The organism is Variovorax sp. V93, assembly GCF_041154485.1.
Taxonomy (GTDB): domain Bacteria; phylum Pseudomonadota; class Gammaproteobacteria; order Burkholderiales; family Burkholderiaceae_C; genus Variovorax; species Variovorax beijingensis_A.
In genome coordinates this window covers 1,369,318-1,387,450 of the sequence record NZ_AP028669.1, presented here as the reverse complement: position 1 = coordinate 1,387,450, position 18,133 = coordinate 1,369,318, and the positions used below count along the sequence as shown (strand labels likewise).

25 protein-coding genes and 1 tRNA gene are annotated in these 18,133 nt (G+C 65.9%); 18 read left to right on the top strand and 8 right to left on the bottom strand.

Annotation, left to right across the window (positions count from 1 at the left end; translation table 11 throughout):
• Window positions 1–3 precede the first annotated feature (3 nt).
• From ACAM54_RS06355 to ACAM54_RS06345, 3 genes are read left to right on the top strand one after another with little or no spacing between them, the layout of a single operon-like run.
• Entirely contained in the window at window positions 4–174 is a 171-nt protein-coding gene (locus tag ACAM54_RS06355) for a hypothetical protein (protein ID WP_369650159.1), read from the top strand.
• A complete protein-coding gene (locus ACAM54_RS06350; RefSeq protein WP_369650158.1) occupies window positions 168–2,006 on the top strand; it encodes a DNA cytosine methyltransferase in 1,839 nt (612 codons plus the stop codon). Before ACAM54_RS06355 ends, ACAM54_RS06350 begins: the two co-directional genes overlap by 7 nt.
• The gene (locus ACAM54_RS06345) at window positions 2,003–2,173 is read left to right on the top strand and encodes a hypothetical protein (RefSeq protein WP_369650157.1); all 171 of its coding nucleotides are present in this window, start codon (window positions 2,003–2,005) and stop codon (window positions 2,171–2,173) included. The genes ACAM54_RS06350 and ACAM54_RS06345 overlap by 4 nt, the downstream gene beginning before the upstream one ends.
• Window positions 2,174–2,175: 2 nt before the next feature.
• Here the strand turns inward: ACAM54_RS06345 and ACAM54_RS06340 are convergent, their stop codons facing one another.
• Entirely contained in the window at window positions 2,176–2,448 is a 273-nt protein-coding gene (locus ACAM54_RS06340; RefSeq protein ID WP_369650156.1) for a hypothetical protein, read from the bottom strand.
• Between the two features lie 108 nt (window positions 2,449–2,556).
• Window positions 2,557–2,799, bottom strand: coding sequence for a hypothetical protein (locus ACAM54_RS06335; protein ID WP_369650155.1), 243 nt, complete (start codon window positions 2,797–2,799; stop codon window positions 2,557–2,559).
• 27 nt (window positions 2,800–2,826) lie between these two features.
• Here ACAM54_RS06335 and ACAM54_RS06330 point away from each other — a divergent pair, with 27 nt between their 5' ends.
• Entirely contained in the window at window positions 2,827–3,240 is a 414-nt protein-coding gene (locus ACAM54_RS06330) for a hypothetical protein (RefSeq protein WP_369650154.1), read from the top strand.
• Window positions 3,241–3,268: 28 nt separating this feature from the next.
• On the opposite strand, the gene ACAM54_RS06325 is transcribed toward ACAM54_RS06330, so the two are convergent.
• A complete protein-coding gene (locus tag ACAM54_RS06325) occupies window positions 3,269–3,748 on the bottom strand; it encodes an NUMOD3 domain-containing DNA-binding protein (RefSeq protein ID WP_369650153.1) in 480 nt (159 codons plus the stop codon).
• Here ACAM54_RS06325 and ACAM54_RS06320 point away from each other — a divergent pair.
• The 12 genes from ACAM54_RS06320 (at window position 3,747) to ACAM54_RS06265 (ending at window position 11,490) form a co-directional block, all read left to right on the top strand.
• Window positions 3,747–4,748: a phage Gp37/Gp68 family protein gene (locus ACAM54_RS06320; protein ID WP_369650152.1), complete on the top strand. Its 1,002-nt coding sequence runs from the start codon at window positions 3,747–3,749 to the stop codon at window positions 4,746–4,748. The genes ACAM54_RS06325 and ACAM54_RS06320 overlap by 2 nt on opposite strands.
• A complete protein-coding gene (locus ACAM54_RS06315) occupies window positions 4,735–5,169 on the top strand; it encodes an ASCH domain-containing protein (protein WP_369650151.1) in 435 nt (144 codons plus the stop codon). The genes ACAM54_RS06320 and ACAM54_RS06315 overlap by 14 nt, the downstream gene beginning before the upstream one ends.
• Window positions 5,166–6,035: a nucleotide kinase domain-containing protein gene (locus ACAM54_RS06310; RefSeq protein ID WP_369650150.1), complete on the top strand. Its 870-nt coding sequence runs from the start codon at window positions 5,166–5,168 to the stop codon at window positions 6,033–6,035. The genes ACAM54_RS06315 and ACAM54_RS06310 overlap by 4 nt, the downstream gene beginning before the upstream one ends.
• Window positions 6,032–6,289 (top strand): hypothetical protein, encoded by a 258-nt coding sequence (locus ACAM54_RS06305; RefSeq protein WP_369650149.1) that lies wholly within the window; start codon window positions 6,032–6,034, stop codon window positions 6,287–6,289. The genes ACAM54_RS06310 and ACAM54_RS06305 overlap by 4 nt, the downstream gene beginning before the upstream one ends.
• A gap of 223 nt (window positions 6,290–6,512) precedes the next feature.
• A complete protein-coding gene (locus ACAM54_RS06300; RefSeq protein ID WP_369650148.1) occupies window positions 6,513–7,088 on the top strand; it encodes a hypothetical protein in 576 nt (191 codons plus the stop codon).
• A gap of 434 nt (window positions 7,089–7,522) precedes the next feature.
• Window positions 7,523–7,735: a helix-turn-helix domain-containing protein gene (locus ACAM54_RS06295; RefSeq protein WP_369650147.1), complete on the top strand. Its 213-nt coding sequence runs from the start codon at window positions 7,523–7,525 to the stop codon at window positions 7,733–7,735.
• A 44-nt stretch (window positions 7,736–7,779) separates the two neighbouring features.
• A complete protein-coding gene (locus tag ACAM54_RS06290) occupies window positions 7,780–8,646 on the top strand; it encodes a hypothetical protein (RefSeq protein ID WP_369650146.1) in 867 nt (288 codons plus the stop codon).
• A complete protein-coding gene (locus ACAM54_RS06285; RefSeq protein WP_369650145.1) occupies window positions 8,643–9,248 on the top strand; it encodes a hypothetical protein in 606 nt (201 codons plus the stop codon). Before ACAM54_RS06290 ends, ACAM54_RS06285 begins: the two co-directional genes overlap by 4 nt.
• Window positions 9,245–9,469, top strand: coding sequence for a DUF4224 domain-containing protein (locus tag ACAM54_RS06280; RefSeq protein WP_369650144.1), 225 nt, complete (start codon window positions 9,245–9,247; stop codon window positions 9,467–9,469). The genes ACAM54_RS06285 and ACAM54_RS06280 overlap by 4 nt, the downstream gene beginning before the upstream one ends.
• Window positions 9,466–10,497, top strand: coding sequence for an integrase (locus ACAM54_RS06275; protein ID WP_369651888.1), 1,032 nt, complete (start codon window positions 9,466–9,468; stop codon window positions 10,495–10,497). The genes ACAM54_RS06280 and ACAM54_RS06275 overlap by 4 nt, the downstream gene beginning before the upstream one ends.
• Window positions 10,498–10,571: 74 nt before the next feature.
• Window positions 10,572–10,650 (top strand) — tRNA-Leu (locus ACAM54_RS06270).
• Window positions 10,651–11,037: 387 nt separating this feature from the next.
• Complete coding sequence (locus ACAM54_RS06265) at window positions 11,038–11,490, top strand: hypothetical protein (protein WP_145741263.1); 453 nt, start codon at window positions 11,038–11,040, stop codon at window positions 11,488–11,490.
• 137 nt (window positions 11,491–11,627) lie between these two features.
• Here ACAM54_RS06265 and ACAM54_RS06260 read toward each other — a convergent pair whose 3' ends face one another.
• The gene (locus tag ACAM54_RS06260) at window positions 11,628–12,254 is read right to left on the bottom strand and encodes a hypothetical protein (RefSeq protein ID WP_369650142.1); all 627 of its coding nucleotides are present in this window, start codon (window positions 12,252–12,254) and stop codon (window positions 11,628–11,630) included.
• A 4-nt stretch (window positions 12,255–12,258) separates the two neighbouring features.
• Window positions 12,259–13,194 (bottom strand): SDR family oxidoreductase, encoded by a 936-nt coding sequence (locus ACAM54_RS06255; protein WP_369650141.1) that lies wholly within the window; start codon window positions 13,192–13,194, stop codon window positions 12,259–12,261.
• A gap of 53 nt (window positions 13,195–13,247) precedes the next feature.
• On the opposite strand from ACAM54_RS06255, the gene ACAM54_RS06250 reads away from it, so the two are divergent.
• On the top strand, window positions 13,248–14,312 hold the full coding sequence (locus ACAM54_RS06250; protein WP_369650140.1) for a CDP-6-deoxy-delta-3,4-glucoseen reductase: 1,065 nt from the start codon (window positions 13,248–13,250) through the stop codon (window positions 14,310–14,312).
• A 32-nt stretch (window positions 14,313–14,344) separates the two neighbouring features.
• Window positions 14,345–15,319 carry a Bug family tripartite tricarboxylate transporter substrate binding protein gene (locus ACAM54_RS06245; protein WP_369650139.1) on the top strand — a complete coding sequence of 325 codons (975 nt, stop codon included), beginning with the start codon at window positions 14,345–14,347 and terminating at the stop codon, window positions 15,317–15,319.
• Between the two features lie 9 nt (window positions 15,320–15,328).
• Here the strand turns inward: ACAM54_RS06245 and ACAM54_RS06240 are convergent, their stop codons facing one another.
• From ACAM54_RS06240 to ACAM54_RS06230, 3 genes are read right to left on the bottom strand one after another with little or no spacing between them, the layout of a single operon-like run.
• The gene (locus tag ACAM54_RS06240) at window positions 15,329–16,114 is read right to left on the bottom strand and encodes an ABC transporter ATP-binding protein (protein WP_145742000.1); all 786 of its coding nucleotides are present in this window, start codon (window positions 16,112–16,114) and stop codon (window positions 15,329–15,331) included.
• Between the two features lie 16 nt (window positions 16,115–16,130).
• Window positions 16,131–16,904: an ABC transporter ATP-binding protein gene (locus ACAM54_RS06235; protein ID WP_124957304.1), complete on the bottom strand. Its 774-nt coding sequence runs from the start codon at window positions 16,902–16,904 to the stop codon at window positions 16,131–16,133.
• A 19-nt stretch (window positions 16,905–16,923) separates the two neighbouring features.
• Window positions 16,924–18,120: an ABC transporter ATP-binding protein gene (locus ACAM54_RS06230; protein WP_145741256.1), complete on the bottom strand. Its 1,197-nt coding sequence runs from the start codon at window positions 18,118–18,120 to the stop codon at window positions 16,924–16,926.
• Between the last annotated feature and the right edge of the window lie 13 nt (window positions 18,121–18,133).

Genomic DNA, 18,133 nt, shown 5'->3' with positions numbered 1-18,133 from the left:
AGCATGGACTTCGCCGTCATCCCCATCGAGAAGGTGATGGCCGCGTTCGCGCGCGCCCTCGACCTAAACCCTGACCGCGAGGCCGCGGCACGCGCTGCGGCACAGGCCCTCGGCATCACAGTCGAGGCGGTGCGCGAGGTCGTCGAGCCCAGGGTATCGGAGGCCACGTGCTGACGCCGCAGTTCGTCCTGCCGATCGCTTCCGAGCTGGTCATAGACCTGTTCGCAGGCGGCGGCGGTGCCAGTACCGGCATCGAGCAGGCCCTCGGCCGACATGTCGACATCGCCGTCAACCACGATCGCGAGGCCGTAGCGCTGCATCAAGCGAACCACCCGCAGACACGCCACTATGTCGAGGACGTGTACGCGGTAGATCCGATCGAGGTGACGGAGGGCCGGCCGGTGGGTCTACTCTGGGCAAGCCCGGACTGCACTTACCACTCGAAGGCACGGGGCGGAAAACCACACCGCGACCGGAACAAGGCACGGCGCCGGCGTGGGCTTGCGTGGGCCATTCACAAATGGGTGCGCGCGACGAAGCCCCGAGTGGTCATCATGGAGAACGTGGAAGAGTGGCGCTGGTGGGGTCCGCTGCTTGACGACGGGCAGCCGTGCCCAGCGCGTCGCGGGCAGAGCTTCGAGCGCTGGGCAGCCGCCATGCGAAACGTTGGCCCCGGCTACACGATGGAGTTTCAGGAGCGCCGTGCCTGCGACGACGGGACGCCGACGATCCGCAATCGCCTCTACGTCATCCTCAAGCGCATCGACGATGGGGCAATCGCCTGGCCAGCGGCAACGCATGGACCTGGACTCAAGCCATACCGTACGGCCGCCGAGTGCATCGACTTCAACCTGCCCTCGGTAAGCATCTTCGACCGGCCGAAGCCACTCGCGCACAACACGCTGCGCCGCGTAGCAAAAGGCACCTGGCGCCATGCACTGGCGAACCCGAATCCATTCATCGTCAACACCCGCAACGGCGAGCGCGCTGGCCAAGCGCCACGCACGCGCGGCAAGAACGAGCCCTACTGGACAATCACGGCTGAAGGCTCGCAGGGCGCGGTAGCCCAACCCGTCTTGGCGCCCTTTATCGGCGACCAGTCGCGCCCCATGAAGCTGGCAACTGCGGGCGCCGACGAGTCGTTGCGCACCGCCTGCGCCAGCGTCAAGGGCGGACACTTCAACCTCACCGCGGCCACGTTGCTGCCCCTGCGCGGGACCAGCGCAAGCCACCTAGGCAACGCGCACGACCTCAACGGCAGTCTGTCCACGGTATCGGCTGGAGGCACGCACCACGCCCTCGCGCAGGCCCACTTGATGCATCTGACTCACCATGGCGAGCGCCCCGGCGTATCGCTGGGTGAGAGCGTGCCGACCATCACCGCGGCCAACCGCGGCGAACTCGCGATCGCAACTGCGCATTTCGAACAGGCCAACGGCGGCTTCTATGAAGGGGCGGGGCGTTCGGCCGGCTCGCCGATGTCCACGATCACCACCGCTGGAAGCAACCAGCAACTGGTCACCGCGTACCTCGTGAAGTACTACGGTGAAGGCGGCCAATGGCAGAGCCTGAAAGAGGGCATGCACACCGTGCCGACGAAAGACCGCATGGGCTTGGTGCAGCTGGCGCAAGTACCGCTGTCCTGCTTGGCGCCGGAGCATCGCAGTCGCGCGAAGCAGTGCGCCGACCTACTGCATGAGCATCTGCCGGAGCAATTTCCCGACGCAGCCGACCTGGTGGTAGCCTGGATGCGCGGCGGCTGGTACGTGCTGGTGGACATCACGCTTCGGATGCTGCAGCCGCGGGAACTCTACAACGCCCAGGGCTTCCCTCCCAACTACATCATTGACCACGGCATCGACCCATTCACGGGGCAGCGGGTCACGCTGACGAAGACGGCACAGGTCCGCATGTGTGGCAACAGCGTTTGCCCGCCAGTGGCGCGCGCCATCGTCGCAGCCAACTACTGCGAACGCGAGCGCGAGCGCGAAAGGGCGCTGGCATGACCACTGACCGCCACATGCTCCGCGTGTTCCTCGCGCAGGCGCGCGCCACGCTGCATGCCGGCTGGCGCGCCACCCTGCTCACGTGGGCCCGGCGCCGCCGCGCGGCCGGGCGCGTGGTGCGCGCGCGCCGCGCGCAACAGCTCACCCTCTTCGCGGAGGGCTTTTGATGTCAAATCCGCACAGCGCTGCTCCCTGGAAACGGGATGACCAGGTCGAACTCGGCCTGCACCGCCTGAATCGCGCGGGCCATCGCCTCGCCGTAGGCGGCCGGCTGGCCGAAGACTGCATGCCAGTTCGGAGCGCCCGGGCGCGGTGCCGGCAGGCGCTCAACAACCAACGGCAGATCTTTGCGGCGTGTGCCGCCTTGGACGTCAGGGTCTTTCAGATACAGCACAGCGATCCGCTGGATCAGGTCGTCGGCAGTGGTGGTGTTCTTGAGCATCGATTCGGGTCCTTGTGTGTGCGCGACCGGAATGGCGCGCTACCCAAAGTGTTACGTCACGACCGCCAAGAATCTTCTTGTGGGATTTCCGCCGCAATCTCCAGCCGCTCAGTCCTCGAGGTCGAACTGCATCTGCAGCGTCCGGATGATCTGCGCGATGTCGGCGCGGTGCGTTCCGCGGTCGCTGACGACTCGAACGGTCCAGTTCGGGCCGCCGTCGTCCGAGGGGATGCCGATCACTCCGCCGCGGTGCACGTCGGTCTGCTGACCTCGAAGGCCCGGCAGGGCTTCGATGCGCTGTATCAGCATCTGCTTCAGCTGGGCGGCGGTGCGAGTCGGCTTCGCAGGCATCGTCAAGTGCTCCCGTCTCGCAGGTCAATGATGCTCATTGCTGCCGAACGTGCTTCGGCAACCGCACTCGTCTCGTCCGTAGCGGATGAAGTTATCAGCCCCACCGGCTTTTCGCCGTCGATCTGGAATTCCCAGCTCATTCTGCTTTCGCCGGGCCGTGTGCTGACGGCGATCCGGTGCCCGCGGTATTCGAAGACTTGCTTCGGCATTGCTGCTCCTAACTACTACTTTTGGTCTCAAAGTATGCACCTCCTCGACACCTCCCCCGACCGCATCCGCGCCAAAGAGATCCAGGCGGTGCAGATGCACGCACAGCAGCTGGTCGACTGGGCGCGGCAGCACAACTTGGTGGTGACCATCACCCTCAAGCCCCAGCCGCCGCTGGCCATGGGCAACTACGTTCCGATCATCGACATTCGGGAGGCACACTGTGGCAGCTGACAGCAAGATCGAATGGACGGACCACACGTCACAGCTCAGCGTGCACGGCCTTATGGCAGTCCTCGCAGAGAGTGACGCCGTTCGCGAGCGCCAGACGCAGTTCGGGATGAGTGGCGAATGGCTTGATGTGATGGGCGTGGAGGTTCCCGCCTCGCGCATCGCCACATTTCTGGCAGGCGAACGCGTCCCTGTGCATAACGTCGTAACGCCAGCGCTTGTAGCTGTCAGTCAAACGCTCTCCCAAGCGCTCGACGCCTTTCCCATCGATATATCCCGGTGCGTTCTCGCCGCGTGGTGTGCGCTCTCTCGTGGCAGAGCTGATCTTGGCTCGGGTTTCCAGGGAGTGCGTCTTTCCTGTGCGGTTGCTCGGGCGAGCCTTCGCCGCGGCGCTCATTTTCGCGCGGCTCTCCTCGGACATCTTCTTGCCCTTCATCGGAGGCACGAAGGTCGCCTTCCGCTTCAACCAGGCTTTGCGCACGATCTCGCTGCGCGTCAGGAGTTCAGTCATGGCTGAGACTACCAATATTGAATGGTGCGACGCAACCTTCAATCCTTGGATTGGCTGCACGAAGGTCTCCATTGCCGCCACGGGCGGTGGCGGCTGCGACCACTGCTATGCCGAGGCGAGCACGCCGGCTCGGGTGCTACGCGCTAAGGGCGCCGAGACCTGGGGCGCTGGAGCACCACGTGTGCGGACCAGCGCGGCGAACTGGAAGATGCCGCTGCGTTGGAATGCCCAGGCCGACGCCTTCTTCGCGCAGCACGGCCGCCGGCAGCGCGTGTTCTGCGCCAGCCTGGCCGACGTGTTCGACAACGCAGTAGATCCGCAGTGGCGCATCGACCTATTTGATCTGATCGCGGCGACACCGAACCTCGACTGGCTACTGTTGACGAAGCGCATCGGAAATGCTTTTGAAATGATCAAGGCGGCCACGGCTGAACGGCGCGCGGCAGATCCGGGTGTGGACGTGGTCTTCAATGTTTGGCTCGGCGCGACCGTGGTCAACCAGGCAGAGGCCGACCGCGATATCCCCAAGCTGCAGGACACCCCGGCAGCAGTTCGCTTCTTGAGCATGGAGCCGCTGCTGGGGCCCGTGTGGCTCGGCGCTGACGGGAACGGCTGCTTCGGCGGGATCTCGCGCGCCAGCAGCGAGGGCGAATGGACCTTCAGCGATCACCCGCTTGAAGGCAAGCGCTCGACGAAATGTGGCGAGTACTCGGTACCGCGAATCGACTGGGTAATCGTTGGCGGCGAGAGCGGCCCGCAAGCGCGGCCCGCGCAGCCCGACTGGGTGCGCAGCCTGCGTGACCAATGCCAGCATGCTCATGTCCCGTTCTTCTTCAAGCAATGGGGCGAGTGGGCGCCGTACGGTCGAAGTCGCATAGACAGCGAACTGCTGTCGGCGCCGAAGTCGCTCGACGAACCGATTCAACGTTTCGGCAAGAAGCTGGCCGGCCGCCTGCTCGACGGCCGCGAATGGAACGAGGTACCTCATGGCGCCGCCTGAAGTGGTCAGCACCGTGCCGTTCCCACCGGCGCTCGCGCCGATGAAGGCCTTGTCGATTCGGCAGCCGTGGGCGTGGCTGATCGTCAACGGTCACAAGGACGTGGAGAACCGTACCTGGTCGACGCGCTTTCGCGGCGAATTCCTGGTCCACGCCAGCAAAGGAATGACCGATGCGGAGTACGCCGATGTGTGCCGCTTCCTGCATGCAGATCCCCGGCTTGACCATCTGCTCGATGTCTTGCCGCGCGCCGCCGATCTTGAGCGCGGCGGCATCGTGGGCTCGGCGTGCTTGGTCGAGACGGAGCTCTACCTACAGTCGCCCTGGTACATGGGCGCCGTCGGCTTCGTGCTGGTCAACGCCAAGCCCCTTCCCTTCCGGCCGCTGAAGGGCGCGCTGGGCTTCTTCGAGGTCACGCCATGAAGTTCAGCCCCACCGAACTCGCGATCCTCGTGCGTTGGATGACCGAGCGCGATTGGATCCGAGCGAAGAAGGCGCAAGGCCTCCCACGGCCATGGACAGATGACGCTCTGCTTCGGGACTTCCGGTGGTGCAACGTCCGCCGCATGGACGACCGCGTCAGCGTCGCGCTGCTCGATCGTTGGTACGTACCCGATTGCGACCAGCAGACTGCGCTTGTCGCAGCCCTGCTGGCACGCCTCGTGAACTGGCCGGACTCTCTGCTGGCCATCACCGGCGGCCGGACGTTCGGCCTCGCAGACCTACCGGGCGCGCGCGGCGCGCTGGCGCAACGGGCGGCCGATGGCCAGAAGGTCTTCACCGGTGCCTACGTCGTGCCGGGCGTCCCCGGCCGCAACAAGGTGGACTCGGTATGCGACCTGGTCGAGCTGATCGCGCCGCAGGCTTCCCGCGTCGTCGCGCCGACCATGCGCGGCACCTGGGCCGCCCTCATCGAATTCGACGGCATGGGCAGCTTCCTGGCGGGCCAGGTGGTGGCCGACTTGGCGCAGCTGCCTGCGGTCTTCGCGTGGGATGACGCGCCTACGTGGGCCCCGCTCGGCCCGGGCAGCGCGCGAGGCATCAATCGGCTTCGCGACCGCCCCAAGGACCAGGCCATCAGCCACGCGCAGTTCGAGATCGAGCTGCCAGCGTTGATCGGCGTGCTGCGCCCCATGGTGCCGCAGATCTGGGAAGACCGGCACCTTCAGGCGATGGACGTTCAGAACTGCCTCTGCGAGTTCGACAAGTACCGGCGCCTGCAACTGGGAGAAGGCAAGGTCCGCGCGCGCTACGCCGGCGCGGCCGTCGCACAGGAATCCCTCCTATGACCGCGCAGCTGACCCGACTCATCGACGCTGCGCGCCAGCTCGCTGGCCAGGACGGCACTTTCTACAGCGGACGCATCTGGCAGTTCGAGGGCGGCCGCGCATGCCCCATCGGCTGGGTGGACTGCTCGCAGGCCGTTTTCGTCGACCTGACCACCGGCGAGCACGACTACGGCGAGCCAGGCGGCGTGGGCGATGCAGATTGCCGCGCGAACTGCAGGCACGGCATGCAGCCGCCCGCGGAGGAGGAGCTTTGACCACCCCAGGCTTCGGCGCCTTCTCCAGCGCAGTGGCGAAGGCCAAGACGGAGATCTTCCGTCGGCACTTCGACCCGACAACCCTGCGGCCCACCGAGTCGGTGAAGGCATCCATGCGGTGCATTCGTTGCGGGGGCCTTTTCACATACACCGCCAGCGCGGTCGACGGCCGAATGTCCGGCCGCTGCTCGAGCGCCGGCTGCATCAAATGGACGGACTGAACATGAACAACACCCAATGCCTTAACGGCGGCTGCTTGGATGAGCGCGAAGCGTTTGAAGCGTACGCGCGCCGTGACGGCTTGAATGTCACGCGCAGGGTCGTAGATGACGGCCTGACCTACGTAGCCCTGGCAACCGAAAACGCATGGCAGATCTGGCAGGCTTCGCGCCGTTCTATGCCAGACACCCGGTTTGCTGCTTGGTGCATCGAACTGCTCACCAAGGCCGAAAGCCGTGGATTGCACCTTGATGCCGACAAGCAAGCAATTCTCACCCAAGCCCGCGCCTCTCAGTCTGACGGCACCTCGGGTGGGTGGCAAGCGATTGAGACGGCACCCGAAGGCGTGCTGCTTGTGGTCGGCTGGCTCGACGCAGAAGACGAAGCACACCCCGAGCGTCACGACTTCGATTACCTCGAAGACGGTGTTTGGCAAAAGCACTCTGAGAACGTCGAGTACTTCCAAGCGTGCGCACCGACTGGCAGTCGCGGCCCCAAAGAACAGGCGCCGTACACGCACTTCATGCCCGTGGGCTCAATCCCCGGCGCCCCAACCCAAGGAGAGAACCATGTCGGATGACAACAAGGAAGGCGCAGGCGTGCCGACGGCGCTGGCCCGTGACGCGCTCATCGATCTGATCGAGGAAAACCTGTCCGGGGTCTACCACTGCGGTCGGGTTTGGGATGCATGGGGTGTCGGCACCATGAGCCAGGACGATTTCACCGAGGCGCGTGGCAGTGACCTCGCCCCCGATATGGCAGATGCAATCCTCGCCAGGCTAGCCACCCATCCGGCTGTGATGCCAGCAGCGCCGAGCGATGCGGAAATTCTCGCGCTCAACGATGGCGAACGACTCTTCAGCGAATCGCCATCGAAGTACGGGCTCGGCACGCAGTACCACACAGGGGAGCCGGGCCTGCTTCAGTTCGCTCGTGAAGTCCTGGCCCTCTCTCAGACCATGCAGCCGCAGGCAGAGCGTGGTTACCTCGGTTCAACAGTTGATGGCGGGATAGATGACCATGACGAAGACAGACCTCACCAAGACAATCCGGGCGCTACGCAAGATGCAGGGCCTGACGCAGGCGCAACTGGCTCAACGAGTTGGCCTGGAGCGGACCAGCATCACCAACATCGAGTTGGGAAAGCAGACGATCACAGAGCCTGTGCTGAATGCAATAGCCAAGGCGCTGGGGTATCGGGTGAAAGTGCGATTCGAGAAGTTGTAGCCGGCCAGAAGGCAGAGCCCGCAGCCGGAGAGCAGGCCGGGGCGGTGGCGAGCTACCCGCTGAACCGCACCGATGCCCGCCACATCGTCCACGCGCTGGAGGCAGCAACCCAGCGCGTGCTGGGTGACGTGAGCCACGACGAGTACAAGAAGGCGACGGGCTGGCAGATCGCACAGCGTCTACGAGCGTTCATCGAGTCGGGCAGCATCTACCTCGCCGCACCCGGTGCTGCCATCGCTGCGTGCGAGCAGCCCGGTCTGACTCGTGACGCCATCCAGAAGAAGGCCATCGAACATGGCTTCGAGTACTGGCGCGCTTCAGATGCGCATGGCGTCACCGGCACGAAGCCGCAGGCCATCGAGTTGCTTCAGGACTTGATCGGCGTGGAAGTCGAGATCGAGGACAACGGCTGCACGACCTGCGATGGCACCGGAATTATTGGAGGCCCGTCGTACTACAGCCCGGACGAAGGCGGTGTGCGCTGCCCTGATTGCGCATCGCGCGAACCATTCCAGCAGCGCGTGCAGCCGTGGCTGATGGCGTGCTTCGGCGAAATGATCGCCGGCGACCGCGAAGAGCGGAATCACCGTTTCCTGGAAGAAGCGCTGGAACTCGTGCAGGCATGCGGCTGCACGGCCAGCGAAGCGCACCAGTTGGTCGACTATGTCTTCGCGCGGCCGGTGGGCAAAAAGGAGCAGGAGGTTGGCGGCGTCATGGTCACGCTGGCTGCACTGTGCCTGGCCCAAGACCTCGACATGGCTGCCGCAGGCGAGACCGAGCTGGCGCGCATCTGGACGAAGGTCGAGCAGATCCGTGCGAAGCAGGCGGCCAAGCCGAAGCACTCGCCGCTGCCGGCGGCGCCCGATCCCGACGACACCCCTCTCGAAACCGGCGAAGGAGACGCACAGTGAGCGCCGAAGCCTATCCGCTGCAGTGGCCCGTAGGCCGGCCGCGCACCGAACGCTGGCGCCGCGAGCGCGCCAAGTTCGAAGTGACCTTCGCCCGGGCCCGCGACAACATCGTGGCCGAGGTCGGGCGCCTGGCCGGTCGTTACCCGGATCCGGCCATCGTCATCAGCACAAACATCGCGCTGCGCCGCGACGGGCTGCCGCTCGCCAACCAGCGCCAGCCGGACGACCCGGGCGTGTCGGTCTACTTCACCTACAAAAAGCGGCAGATGTCTTTCGCGTGCGACCGGTGGGAAAAGATCGAGCACAACATGCAGGCCATCGCCAAGACCATCGAGGCGCTGCGCGGCATCGCACGTTGGGGAACCGGAGACATGCTCGAGGCGGCCTTCACCGGGTTCTCGGCGCTGCCGCCGCCCAGCAGCACCAATTCGGCGCCGCGCACGTGGCGCGACGTTTTCGGCACCGGTGTCAACACTCGCGCGCAGCTCACCGAGGTCTATCGGCGGCTGGCGTCCGCATACCACCCGGACCGCGGCGGAGACCCCGCCAAGATGGCCGAGCTCAACCAGGCGCGCGACGACGCGCTGCGGGAGGTCCAATGAGCACGGCTGCACTGACCGAAGAACTGCTCACCCCAAGCGAAGTGCGCGCACTGACTGGCGCTGCATCGCCGGATGAACAAGAGCGGATCCTGAAGGCCGACGGCATCCCCTACCGCCGCCGTGACAAGCGCATACTCGTGAGCCGTTTCCACACCCGCGAATGGCTGGCTGGCCGCGTGGTCAGGCCATCCACCGGGGTCAACCTGGCACTGGTGAAATGACTGGGAAGTATCCGCGGCTTCGTTCCCACTCGCGCAAGCGCGCCTCCGGGAAGGTGAGCGTCTACTATTTCTACGACATGCGTCCGGAGGGCAAGCCGGACGTTCCGCTTGGCACCGATTTCGATGCGGCGATCAAGAAATGGGACGAGCTCCACAACCTCAAGCCCCGGATCACCGGCACGCTCGAGGAGGCGTTTTCCGCCTGGGAACTCGACGAACAGACCGGTTTGCTCAGCTACACCAACGCGGAGACCTGCCGCGGCTATGCAAAGAGCCTGCGCCAGCTCCGTCCGCCCTTTGGCCCAGCCACTTGGGATCAAGTCGACCTGCCGACGTTGAAGGGCTACCTCCGCGCCCGGTCCGCCAAGACTCAAGGCAACCGGGAAATGGCTCTCCTGTCGGTGATCTGGAACTGGGCCCGCATCGAGGGTATGACCACGCTTCCGTGGCCGGCCGCCGGCATGGAGAAATCGAAGTGGAAGAACCCGGAGAAGCCGCGCCGCATGAAGGTACTGGATCCGGTGTGGGAGGCGATCCACTACGAAGGCAACCAGACCCTGCGCGACTGCATGGACCTGGCCTCGGCCACCGGCATGCGGCTGATGGACTGTATCGCCGTGCTTCTGCCACGCGGCGACTTGCTGCACCTGGAGGCCAGCAAGACAGGCAAGGAGGCCGAATGGGACATGAGCCTGTCCCAGACGCTGCCGGACCTCGTGCAGCGTCGCAGGGCCCTCGGCGCGGACCATTTGATGCTGCTGTCCACCCCTGAGGGCCAGCCTGTGGAAATCCGAAAGCTGCGCTACCAGTGGGACAAGGCGCGCGAGCGGGCTGCGGTGAAGGCCGGCATCCACAACGACGACGAGCTGGTGCGCGCCATTCGGGCGCTGTACCTGCGCGACGGCCGCAAGCGGGCCGCCCAGAAATCGGAAAGCCTGGAGGCGGCATCGCAGCTGCTGCAGCACGACAGCACGAGGCTCACGGAGCGCCACTACGGGGCCGTGCGGAGGCTTAAACCGGTGGCCTAAAACGCGTTCCGCATTTGCCGATCTTCAGAGGGAAGATTTCACAGCAAAAAGCGGAACGTTTCGCCCGAAAACCCGCATGGATGCTGGATTTCTGGTGGGACTCAAAATCCCCCACCGAAAGGTGTGCCGGTTCGATTCCGGCCCCGGGCACCACGTCGACACGGCGTATTTGGCGATAGTTTTTTCGCCAGCATTGCTCCAACCGTCCCGCATCTGTTTCGCGACGTGTTCCGCAAATTGAAAACCTCCCGCAGGGGTTTATCCATTCGCCGCTTCGACCGCCGCCACGATCGTCTCTCTCTCTTTTTAATCCGGCCGCCCTTCTCTTGCCCCACTCACGCCACCGGTGCGTTGGAGCCGGCCGGGTCGTGAGCAAGTCAGTGGTCGCGGGTTCAACGTCCCGATTTCCGCTGGATGCCGGCCCGCGCACACGCCACCCCAGGTCCTACATCCGGGCTCGCTTTGGCAGAGCAGAACTTTGATGCCCGGCACTGACTCGCGCACCGCGCGCGACAGTCAAGCTCGGCAAGGAGAATCGAAATGAACCACACAAGACGCCTTCTGACCACCGGCCTCGCCCTTTCCGGCGTATTCGGCTTTATCGATGCGAGCTTCGCCAAGGGAAAGCATCACCAGCACAATGGCGCGAAATTGGTGGGCGACAAGCTCAAGAGCAACGGCCAGCACGTCATCGACAAGAGCGGGCCGCACACGGTCTCCGTGGACATCAAAGACGCAAAGATTGCTGCGTTCCACGTCAAGCATGCAAACAAGGGCGATCTGCCGGTCAAGAAATACAAGACGAACAAGAAGCTGGCCCGGGCGGACGGAATGCAATACGCCACCTTCATCCAGGTTCAAGACACATACCTGGGAATGACATACATCGGGTACAGCTATGTCGACGACTACGGCGATGAGCAGATCTACTGGTATCCCTATGACATGATCCTGGACGGGGACACCGGCGCGGTCGAGTACGTTGCTGTCTGAACCCGACGCGCAGACTGGCCACTGCCGTCCAAGCCAAGACTGATCGCTATGGCCGCGGCGTTTGCAAGGTGAGGGTGGCGCCCGGCGGTGCCGAGCCCCGATTGCGGCCCCCGGGGCACCACTCCTCTCCTCTGTCTTCACGCAGCCCCGATCACTTCTGTTGCCATGACATGGCGCATCGCGTCCGGCACGGCTGCCGCGCGCAAGACCAGTTCTGCCGGCCGATGGCTTGCAGCCCGCACCGCCCGCTGTGGCAGCGCCTCCGATGCCCATCCGTCGGCCTGCCAGTGCGCCAGCGGCACCAGCGTGCGCAGTCCACGCGGCGCGGCCTTGCGCACCGCGCTTCCGATGTTGAATGGCGTGACGTGCGCGACATTCGCGTGGGCGGCGGCCAGCCCAGGCGCATCGAAAGTCAGCAGCACCTGCGGCCGGCCGCGCAGGGCGGCGCGATGGCGCTGCACCCTCTCGGCGTCCAGCCAGAAGAACACGCAGCCGTTGAGCAGCGCATACCAGTCGGCCGGCGCCAGGCCAGGATCGAGGCAGCGTGCCAGCGCGCCGGGCGGCATGGGCCGCTGGTCGCGGATGTAGCGGCCGTCGGGCAGCGTGATGCCGTCGGGCCGGTGCGCGCGCACCGAGGCTTCCACTTCAGCGCCGAAGGCACCGCGCCGCAGCAGCTCGCCGGTGCTGCACAGCCCCTGCTGCTGCACCGCCGGCCAGTTGGCGGCATCGACAAAATGAAAAGCCTTCGCGGGCAGGCTCGGCACGGCTTCAGGCTGCTTCTTCGCGCAAACCGGTGTGCACCGTCGGATGCGCGAGCCGCACGCGCAGCTCGCGCTTGAGCCGCGTGTTGTCGAGCCGGCGCGATTCGCCCATGAAGCTCAGCAGCTGCAACGGCAGCTGGCGCTGGGCTTCCTCGCGCGCCACGCGCGGCGGGCGCGGCATGCCGTAAAGATCGGCCGCGAGGTCGATGTAGTCGCCCATGCGCAGCTCGGTGTCGTCCGAGGCATGCACGATGCGCTGCGGCCGGCCGCGGAACAGCGCCGCCACGCAGGCCCGCGCAAGATCGTCGGCATGGATGTGGCTGGTGAACACGTCGTCCTCGCGCCGCAGCACCGGCGTGCCGCGCGCGAGCCGCTGGCGCGGCGTGCCGCCCTCGCGGTCGGGCGCATAGATGCCCGGGATGCGCAGGATGCTGGCGCGCACGCCCGCGCTGCGGCCGAGCCAGCGCACCGCGCGCTCTGCGTCCACGCGGCGGTGGGCGCGCGGGGTGTCAGGCCGCACGGGGCGCGTTTCGCTCACCCGCGCACCGCCGCAGTCGCCATAGACGCCGCTGGTGGAGCCGTAGACGAACGCAAGCGGCACGGAGCGCAGCCGCAGCGCGCGCGCCAGCGCGGTGGTGCGCTGGTCCCGCCACCAGGCGGCGCCGCCGTCGCGCGCCGGCGGCGCCAGGTGCAGCACGCGGGTGGCCACGCCGGCCAAGCGGCGCAGCGTGGCCGGATCGTCCAGGTTGCCCACGAGCGGACGGATGCCGGCCGCCCGCAGAGCCGGCACCCGTTCGCCCGATGAAGTGAGCGCCACCAGCTGCAGGCGGCCGCGCAGGCTGCGCGCCACGCGCTGGCCGACGTCCCCGCAACCCACGATCAGCAGGCGTTCGCGGCGAAAGCGCGCCGGCAGCGCGCCGGAAGGGCTATTGATTGAAGGCAAAATCCGAGTTCCTTTCCCTTTTCAGCCAGGCTGAAACAAGCCGAAGAATACCGATGACTGTTGCAGCGCCGCATGAAGCGGGCTTTTCCATCACCGTCGAGCCCAGCGGGCGTCATTTCGTGGTGCATGGCGACGAAACCATTCTCGCGGCCGGCATCCGCCAGGGCATCGGCCTTCCCTATGGCTGCAAGGATGGCGCCTGCGGCTCGTGCAAGTGCAGGAAGCTCTCGGGCGAGGTCGAGCTCGGGCCGCACCAGAGCAAGGCGTTGAGCGCCGAAGAACAACTCGCGGGCTTCGTCCTGACCTGCTGCGCCCATGCCAAGAGCGACGTGGTGCTCGAGTCGCGCCAGGTCACCGAGGCCGGCGCCCTGCCGATCCGCAAGATGCCGGTGCGGGTGCTGGCGCTCACGCGGCTGTCGCACGACGTGATGAAGCTGCGCCTGCAGCTGCCGGCCGGCGAGCCGCTGCAGTTCCATGCGGGCCAGTACGTGGAATTCATCCTGCGCGACGGCGCGCGCCGCAGCTATTCGATGGCCAATGCGCCGCACACGCTGGCCGAGCCGGGCACGGGCATCGAGCTGCACCTGCGGCATCTGCCGGGCGGCAAGTTCACCGACCATGTGTTCGGCGCGATGAAGGAAAAGGAAATCCTTCGCATCGAAGGCCCCTACGGCAGCTTCTTCCTGCGCGAGGATTCCGCCAAGCCGATGATCCTGCTGGCCTCGGGCACCGGCTTCGCGCCCATCAAGGCGCTGCTCGAGCACATGAAGTTCAAGCGCATCGACCGGCCTGCCACGCTCTACTGGGGCGGCCGCCGGCCCGAAGACCTCTACATGGACGCCTGGGTACGCGATCAGCTGAGGGAAATGCCGAACCTGCGCTACGTGCCGGTGGTTTCCAACGCCACGCCGGAGGACAACTGGACCGGCCGCACGGGCTTCGTGCATCGCGCAGTGCTGGAAGACTTTGCCGATCTTTCGGGCCACCAGGTGTATGCCTGCGGCGCGCCGATCGTGGTCGACTCGGCCAGGCACGACTACGTGGCGCTGGCCGGCCTGCCCGAAGAAGAATTCTTTGCCGACGCGTTCACCACCGAGGCCGACAAGGCGCTGCCCTGATCCCGCTTTCCCTTCCCCCGAGACACAAAAGAATGAAGACGAGACACTTCCTCCTCGCGCTGCTCGCCAGCGCCACGCTGCTGGCCACCGGCCAGGCCGCGGCCCAGCAGCAGCGCCCGATCCGGCTCGTGGTGCCCTATGCCGCGGGCGGCCCGATCGACGTCACGGCCCGCATGCTGGCCGAACGCGCAAAGGACACCCTGGGCCCGATCATCATCGACAACAAGCCCGGTGCGGGCGGCAATATCGGCGCCGACATCGTGGCCAAGGCAGCGCCCGACGGCCTCACCATCGGCATCGCGGCCACCGCCACCCATGCGGTGAATCCATGGCTCTACAGCAAGATCCCGTTCAACGCAGCGACCGACTTCGCGCCCATCACGCAGATGGTGCGCGTGCCGAACGTGCTGGTAATGAACGCGGAAACCGCGCAGCGCCTGAAGATCAACACCGTGGCCGACCTGATCCGCTACGCCAAGGCCAACCCCGCCAAGCTCAACTACGGCAGCGGCGGCAACGGCAGCGCCGGGCACCTCGCGGGCGAGCTGTTCAAGAAGCAGGCCGTCATCTTCGCGCTGCACATCCCGTACAACGGCGGCAATCCGGCGCAGCTGGCGCTGCTCTCGGGCCAGGTCGACTTCAACTTCGACAACCTTGCCACGGCGGCGCCGAACATCCGCTCGGGCAAGCTCAAGGCCATTGCCGTCACGACCTTGCAGCGCAGCAGCGCCATGCCCGAACTGCCGCCGGTGGCCGACACGCTCAAAGGCTTCTCGATCGATACCTGGTGGGGCCTGGTGGCACCGGCCGGCACGCCGCACGACGTGGTCATGAAGCTCAACCAGGCCTTCGTGGCGGCGCTGAACGCACCGGAAACGAAGACCCGTTTTGCCACGCTGCTGGCCGAGCCCGTGCCCAGTTCGCCCGAGCAGTTCGGCGCGTTCATGAAGAGCGAGCTCTCCAAGTACGAAGCCGTCGTGAAGGCGACCGGCGCCCGGGTCGACTGACCTGCGCGATTATTCGCCCAGGTAGGCGGCCCGCACGCGCGGGTCGCTCAGCAGATCCTTGGCATCGCCCGTCATCGTGATGAGGCCCGACTCCATCACGTAGCCGCGGTCGGCCAGCTGCAGCGCGCGGTTGGCGTTCTGCTCCACCAGCAGGATGGTCACGCCCTGCGCGGCCACGGTCTGAACCACCTCGAAGATCTTGTCGCACATGATCGGCGACAGGCCCATGGTGGGTTCGTCGAGCAGCAGCACCTTGGGACGCGCCATGAGCGCACGGCCCATGGCCAGCATCTGCTGCTCGCCGCCCGACATGGTGCCCGCGAGCTGGTCCTTGCGCTCGCGCAGGCGCGGGAAGGTCACGAACACGCGCTCCATGTCGCTGGCGATCTCGGCCTTGTCCTTGCGGATGTAGGCGCCGATCTGCAGGTTCTCGGTGATCGTCATGCGCGTGAAGACGCCGCGGCCCTCGGGCACCATCACGAGGCCCTCGCCCACCAGGTCCCAGGCACCGCGGCCCTTGATGTTGCGGCCCAGGAATTCGATGGTGCCCGCGCCCGCCGGCAGCGTGCCGGTGATCGCCTTCATCGTGGTGGTCTTGCCGGCGCCATTGGAGCCGATCAGCGACACCAGCTCGCCTTCGTGGACCTCGAAGTCCACGCCCTTCACCGCCTGGATGCCGCCGTAGCCGACCCGCAGGCCGCTGACCTTGAGCAGCGTCTTGCCGGTGGCGTTGGCCGCAGTCTTCCGCGGAGTTGCCGTTGCCGTTGCCGTCGTTGTGTCTTCTGCGCTCGTCATTGTCGTCGTCGCCATTTCAGTGTCCTCCGGTGCCGAGGTAGGCCTCGATCACCTTCTCGTTCTTCTGCACGTCGTAGGGCGTGCCTTCGGCGATCTGCTTGCCGTAGTCGAGCACGGTGACGCGGTCGCACAGGCCCATGATGAGCTTGACGTCGTGTTCGATGATGAGGATGGTCCGGTCGTCCTTGCGGATGCGGTCGATCAGTTCGCGCAGCAGCACCTTCTCGGTCGAGTTCATGCCGGCGGCGGGCTCGTCGAGCGCGATGAGCTGCGGGTCGGTGGCCAGCGCGCGCGCAATCTCGAGCCGGCGCTGGTCGCCGTAGGACAGCGTACGCGCCTTGTAGTCGGCGAACTTGCCGATGCCCACATAGTCGAGCAGTTCCTGCGCGCGGTCGGCAATGGCCTTTTCCTCGGCCTTGAACGAACGCGTGCGCAGCATGGCGCCGAACACGCCCGAATGGGTGCGGATGTGCCGCCCCACCATGACGTTCTCGAGCGCGGTCATCTCGGAGAACAGGCGGATGTTCTGGAAGGTGCGCGCAATGCCGGCCTTGGCCACTTCATGCACGGCCGTCGGTTGGTAGGGCTTGCCGGCCAGCTCAAAGCTGCCGCTGTCGGGCGTGTAGAGCCCGGTGATCACGTTGAAGAAGGTGGTCTTGCCGGCGCCGTTGGGACCGATCAGGCCATAGACCTGGCCGCGCTTGATGGTGATGCCGACGTCGGAAAGGGCCTGCAGGCCGCCGAAGCGCTTGGAGATTCCGCGAACGTCGAGGATGGTGTCTGTCGTCATGTGGATGGCTTCCTTCGGCTCACGGATTGATCGACATGGGACGCGAGGCCGCACCCGGCAGTTCGTCGGCGGGCGTCTCGATGCCCGGCGCGTGGGTCTGCAGCGAACCCGGCGCCACCGGCGCATCGGAAGCCACGCCCTTGCGCTGCAAGGTCTTGCCATGCTCGGGCGAAGGCCAGAGACCGCGCGGACGCACCAGCATGATCACGATCATGGCCAGCGCGATGAAGAGCTGGCGCAGGATGGACGCGTCGAGGCGGCCGTCGGTCATGGCCTGCAGCGGGCCGGCCACGTAGCGCAGCACCTCGGGCAAGGCGGCCAGCAGCACGGCGCCGAGAATCACGCCCGGCAGGTGCCCGATGCCACCCAGCACCACCATGGCGACGATCATCACCGACTCCATGAGGCTGAACGATTCGGGCGAGACGAAGCCCTGGAAGGCCGCGAACATGGCGCCCGACACGCCGCCAAAACTGGCGCCCATGCCGAAGGCCAGCAGCTTCATGTTGCGGGTGTTGATGCCCATGGCCTTGGCGGCGATCTCGTCTTCGCGGATGGCCATCCAGGCGCGCCCGATGCGCGACATCTGCAGGCGGTGCGAAATGATGATGGTGGCCACCACCAGCGCAAGGAACAGGTAGTAGTAGAGCGTGACCGACGAGATCGTGAAGCCGTCGAACTTCCACGCCTTGCCGAGGTCGAGCCCCCAGAACTTGATGGAGTCGATGGCTGTGATGCCCTTCGGCCCGTTGGTGATGTTGATCGGCTGGTCGAGGTTGTTCAGGAACACCCGGATGATTTCACCGAAGCCCAGCGTCACGATGGCCAGGTAGTCGCCGCGCAGCTTGAGCGTGGGCGCACCGAGCAGCACGCCCAGCATGCCGGCCACCACGAGCGCCAGCGGTATCACGATGAGCAGCGAGGTGTGCAGCCCGTTCGGGAACATGGCCTTGAACCACGGAAAGGTTTCCGACAGGTGCGACGAGCCCATCAGCGCGAACAGGTAGGCCCCGATCGCAAAGAAGGCCACATAGCCCAGGTCGAGCAGGCCGGCGTAGCCCACGACGATGTTCAGGCCGAGCGAGAGCATCACGTAGAGCAATGCGATGTCGGCGATGCGCACCCAGGCGTTGCCCTGGCTCTGCAGGAAGATCGGCAGTGCGAGCACCGCGACGACGCCCAGGATGTAGAGCGCGAGGTTCTTGCTGTTTTTCATGGCGTGCTGCTCC

Bases quoted from the DNA above. Each gene is read 5' to 3' on its own strand.
- ACAM54_RS06240 (WP_145742000.1), bottom strand. From the start codon at position 16,114: ATGACGAGCGCAGAAGACACAACGACGGCAACGGCAACGGCAACTCCG.
- ACAM54_RS06280 (WP_369650144.1), top strand. From the start codon at position 9,245: ATGAGCACGGCTGCACTGACCGAAGAACTGCTCACCCCAAGCGAAGTG.
- ACAM54_RS06300 (WP_369650148.1), top strand. From the start codon at position 6,513: ATGAACAACACCCAATGCCTTAACGGCGGCTGCTTGGATGAGCGCGAA.
- ACAM54_RS06305 (WP_369650149.1), top strand. From the start codon at position 6,032: ATGACCGCGCAGCTGACCCGACTCATCGACGCTGCGCGCCAGCTCGCT.
- ACAM54_RS06340 (WP_369650156.1), bottom strand. From the start codon at position 2,448: ATGCTCAAGAACACCACCACTGCCGACGACCTGATCCAGCGGATCGCT.
- ACAM54_RS06235 (WP_124957304.1), bottom strand. From the start codon at position 16,904: ATGACGACAGACACCATCCTCGACGTTCGCGGAATCTCCAAGCGCTTC.
- ACAM54_RS06315 (WP_369650151.1), top strand. From the start codon at position 4,735: ATGGCGCCGCCTGAAGTGGTCAGCACCGTGCCGTTCCCACCGGCGCTC.
- ACAM54_RS06355 (WP_369650159.1), top strand. From the start codon at position 4: ATGGACTTCGCCGTCATCCCCATCGAGAAGGTGATGGCCGCGTTCGCG.
- ACAM54_RS06345 (WP_369650157.1), top strand. From the start codon at position 2,003: ATGACCACTGACCGCCACATGCTCCGCGTGTTCCTCGCGCAGGCGCGC.
- ACAM54_RS06250 (WP_369650140.1), top strand. From the start codon at position 13,248: ATGACTGTTGCAGCGCCGCATGAAGCGGGCTTTTCCATCACCGTCGAG.
- ACAM54_RS06335 (WP_369650155.1), bottom strand. From the start codon at position 2,799: ATGCCTGCGAAGCCGACTCGCACCGCCGCCCAGCTGAAGCAGATGCTG.
- ACAM54_RS06230 (WP_145741256.1), bottom strand. From the start codon at position 18,120: ATGAAAAACAGCAAGAACCTCGCGCTCTACATCCTGGGCGTCGTCGCG.
- ACAM54_RS06320 (WP_369650152.1), top strand. From the start codon at position 3,747: ATGGCTGAGACTACCAATATTGAATGGTGCGACGCAACCTTCAATCCT.
- ACAM54_RS06245 (WP_369650139.1), top strand. From the start codon at position 14,345: ATGAAGACGAGACACTTCCTCCTCGCGCTGCTCGCCAGCGCCACGCTG.
- ACAM54_RS06275 (WP_369651888.1), top strand. From the start codon at position 9,466: ATGACTGGGAAGTATCCGCGGCTTCGTTCCCACTCGCGCAAGCGCGCC.
- ACAM54_RS06330 (WP_369650154.1), top strand. From the start codon at position 2,827: ATGATGCTCATTGCTGCCGAACGTGCTTCGGCAACCGCACTCGTCTCG.
- ACAM54_RS06295 (WP_369650147.1), top strand. From the start codon at position 7,523: ATGACCATGACGAAGACAGACCTCACCAAGACAATCCGGGCGCTACGC.
- ACAM54_RS06310 (WP_369650150.1), top strand. From the start codon at position 5,166: ATGAAGTTCAGCCCCACCGAACTCGCGATCCTCGTGCGTTGGATGACC.
- ACAM54_RS06325 (WP_369650153.1), bottom strand. From the start codon at position 3,748: ATGACTGAACTCCTGACGCGCAGCGAGATCGTGCGCAAAGCCTGGTTG.
- ACAM54_RS06265 (WP_145741263.1), top strand. From the start codon at position 11,038: ATGAACCACACAAGACGCCTTCTGACCACCGGCCTCGCCCTTTCCGGC.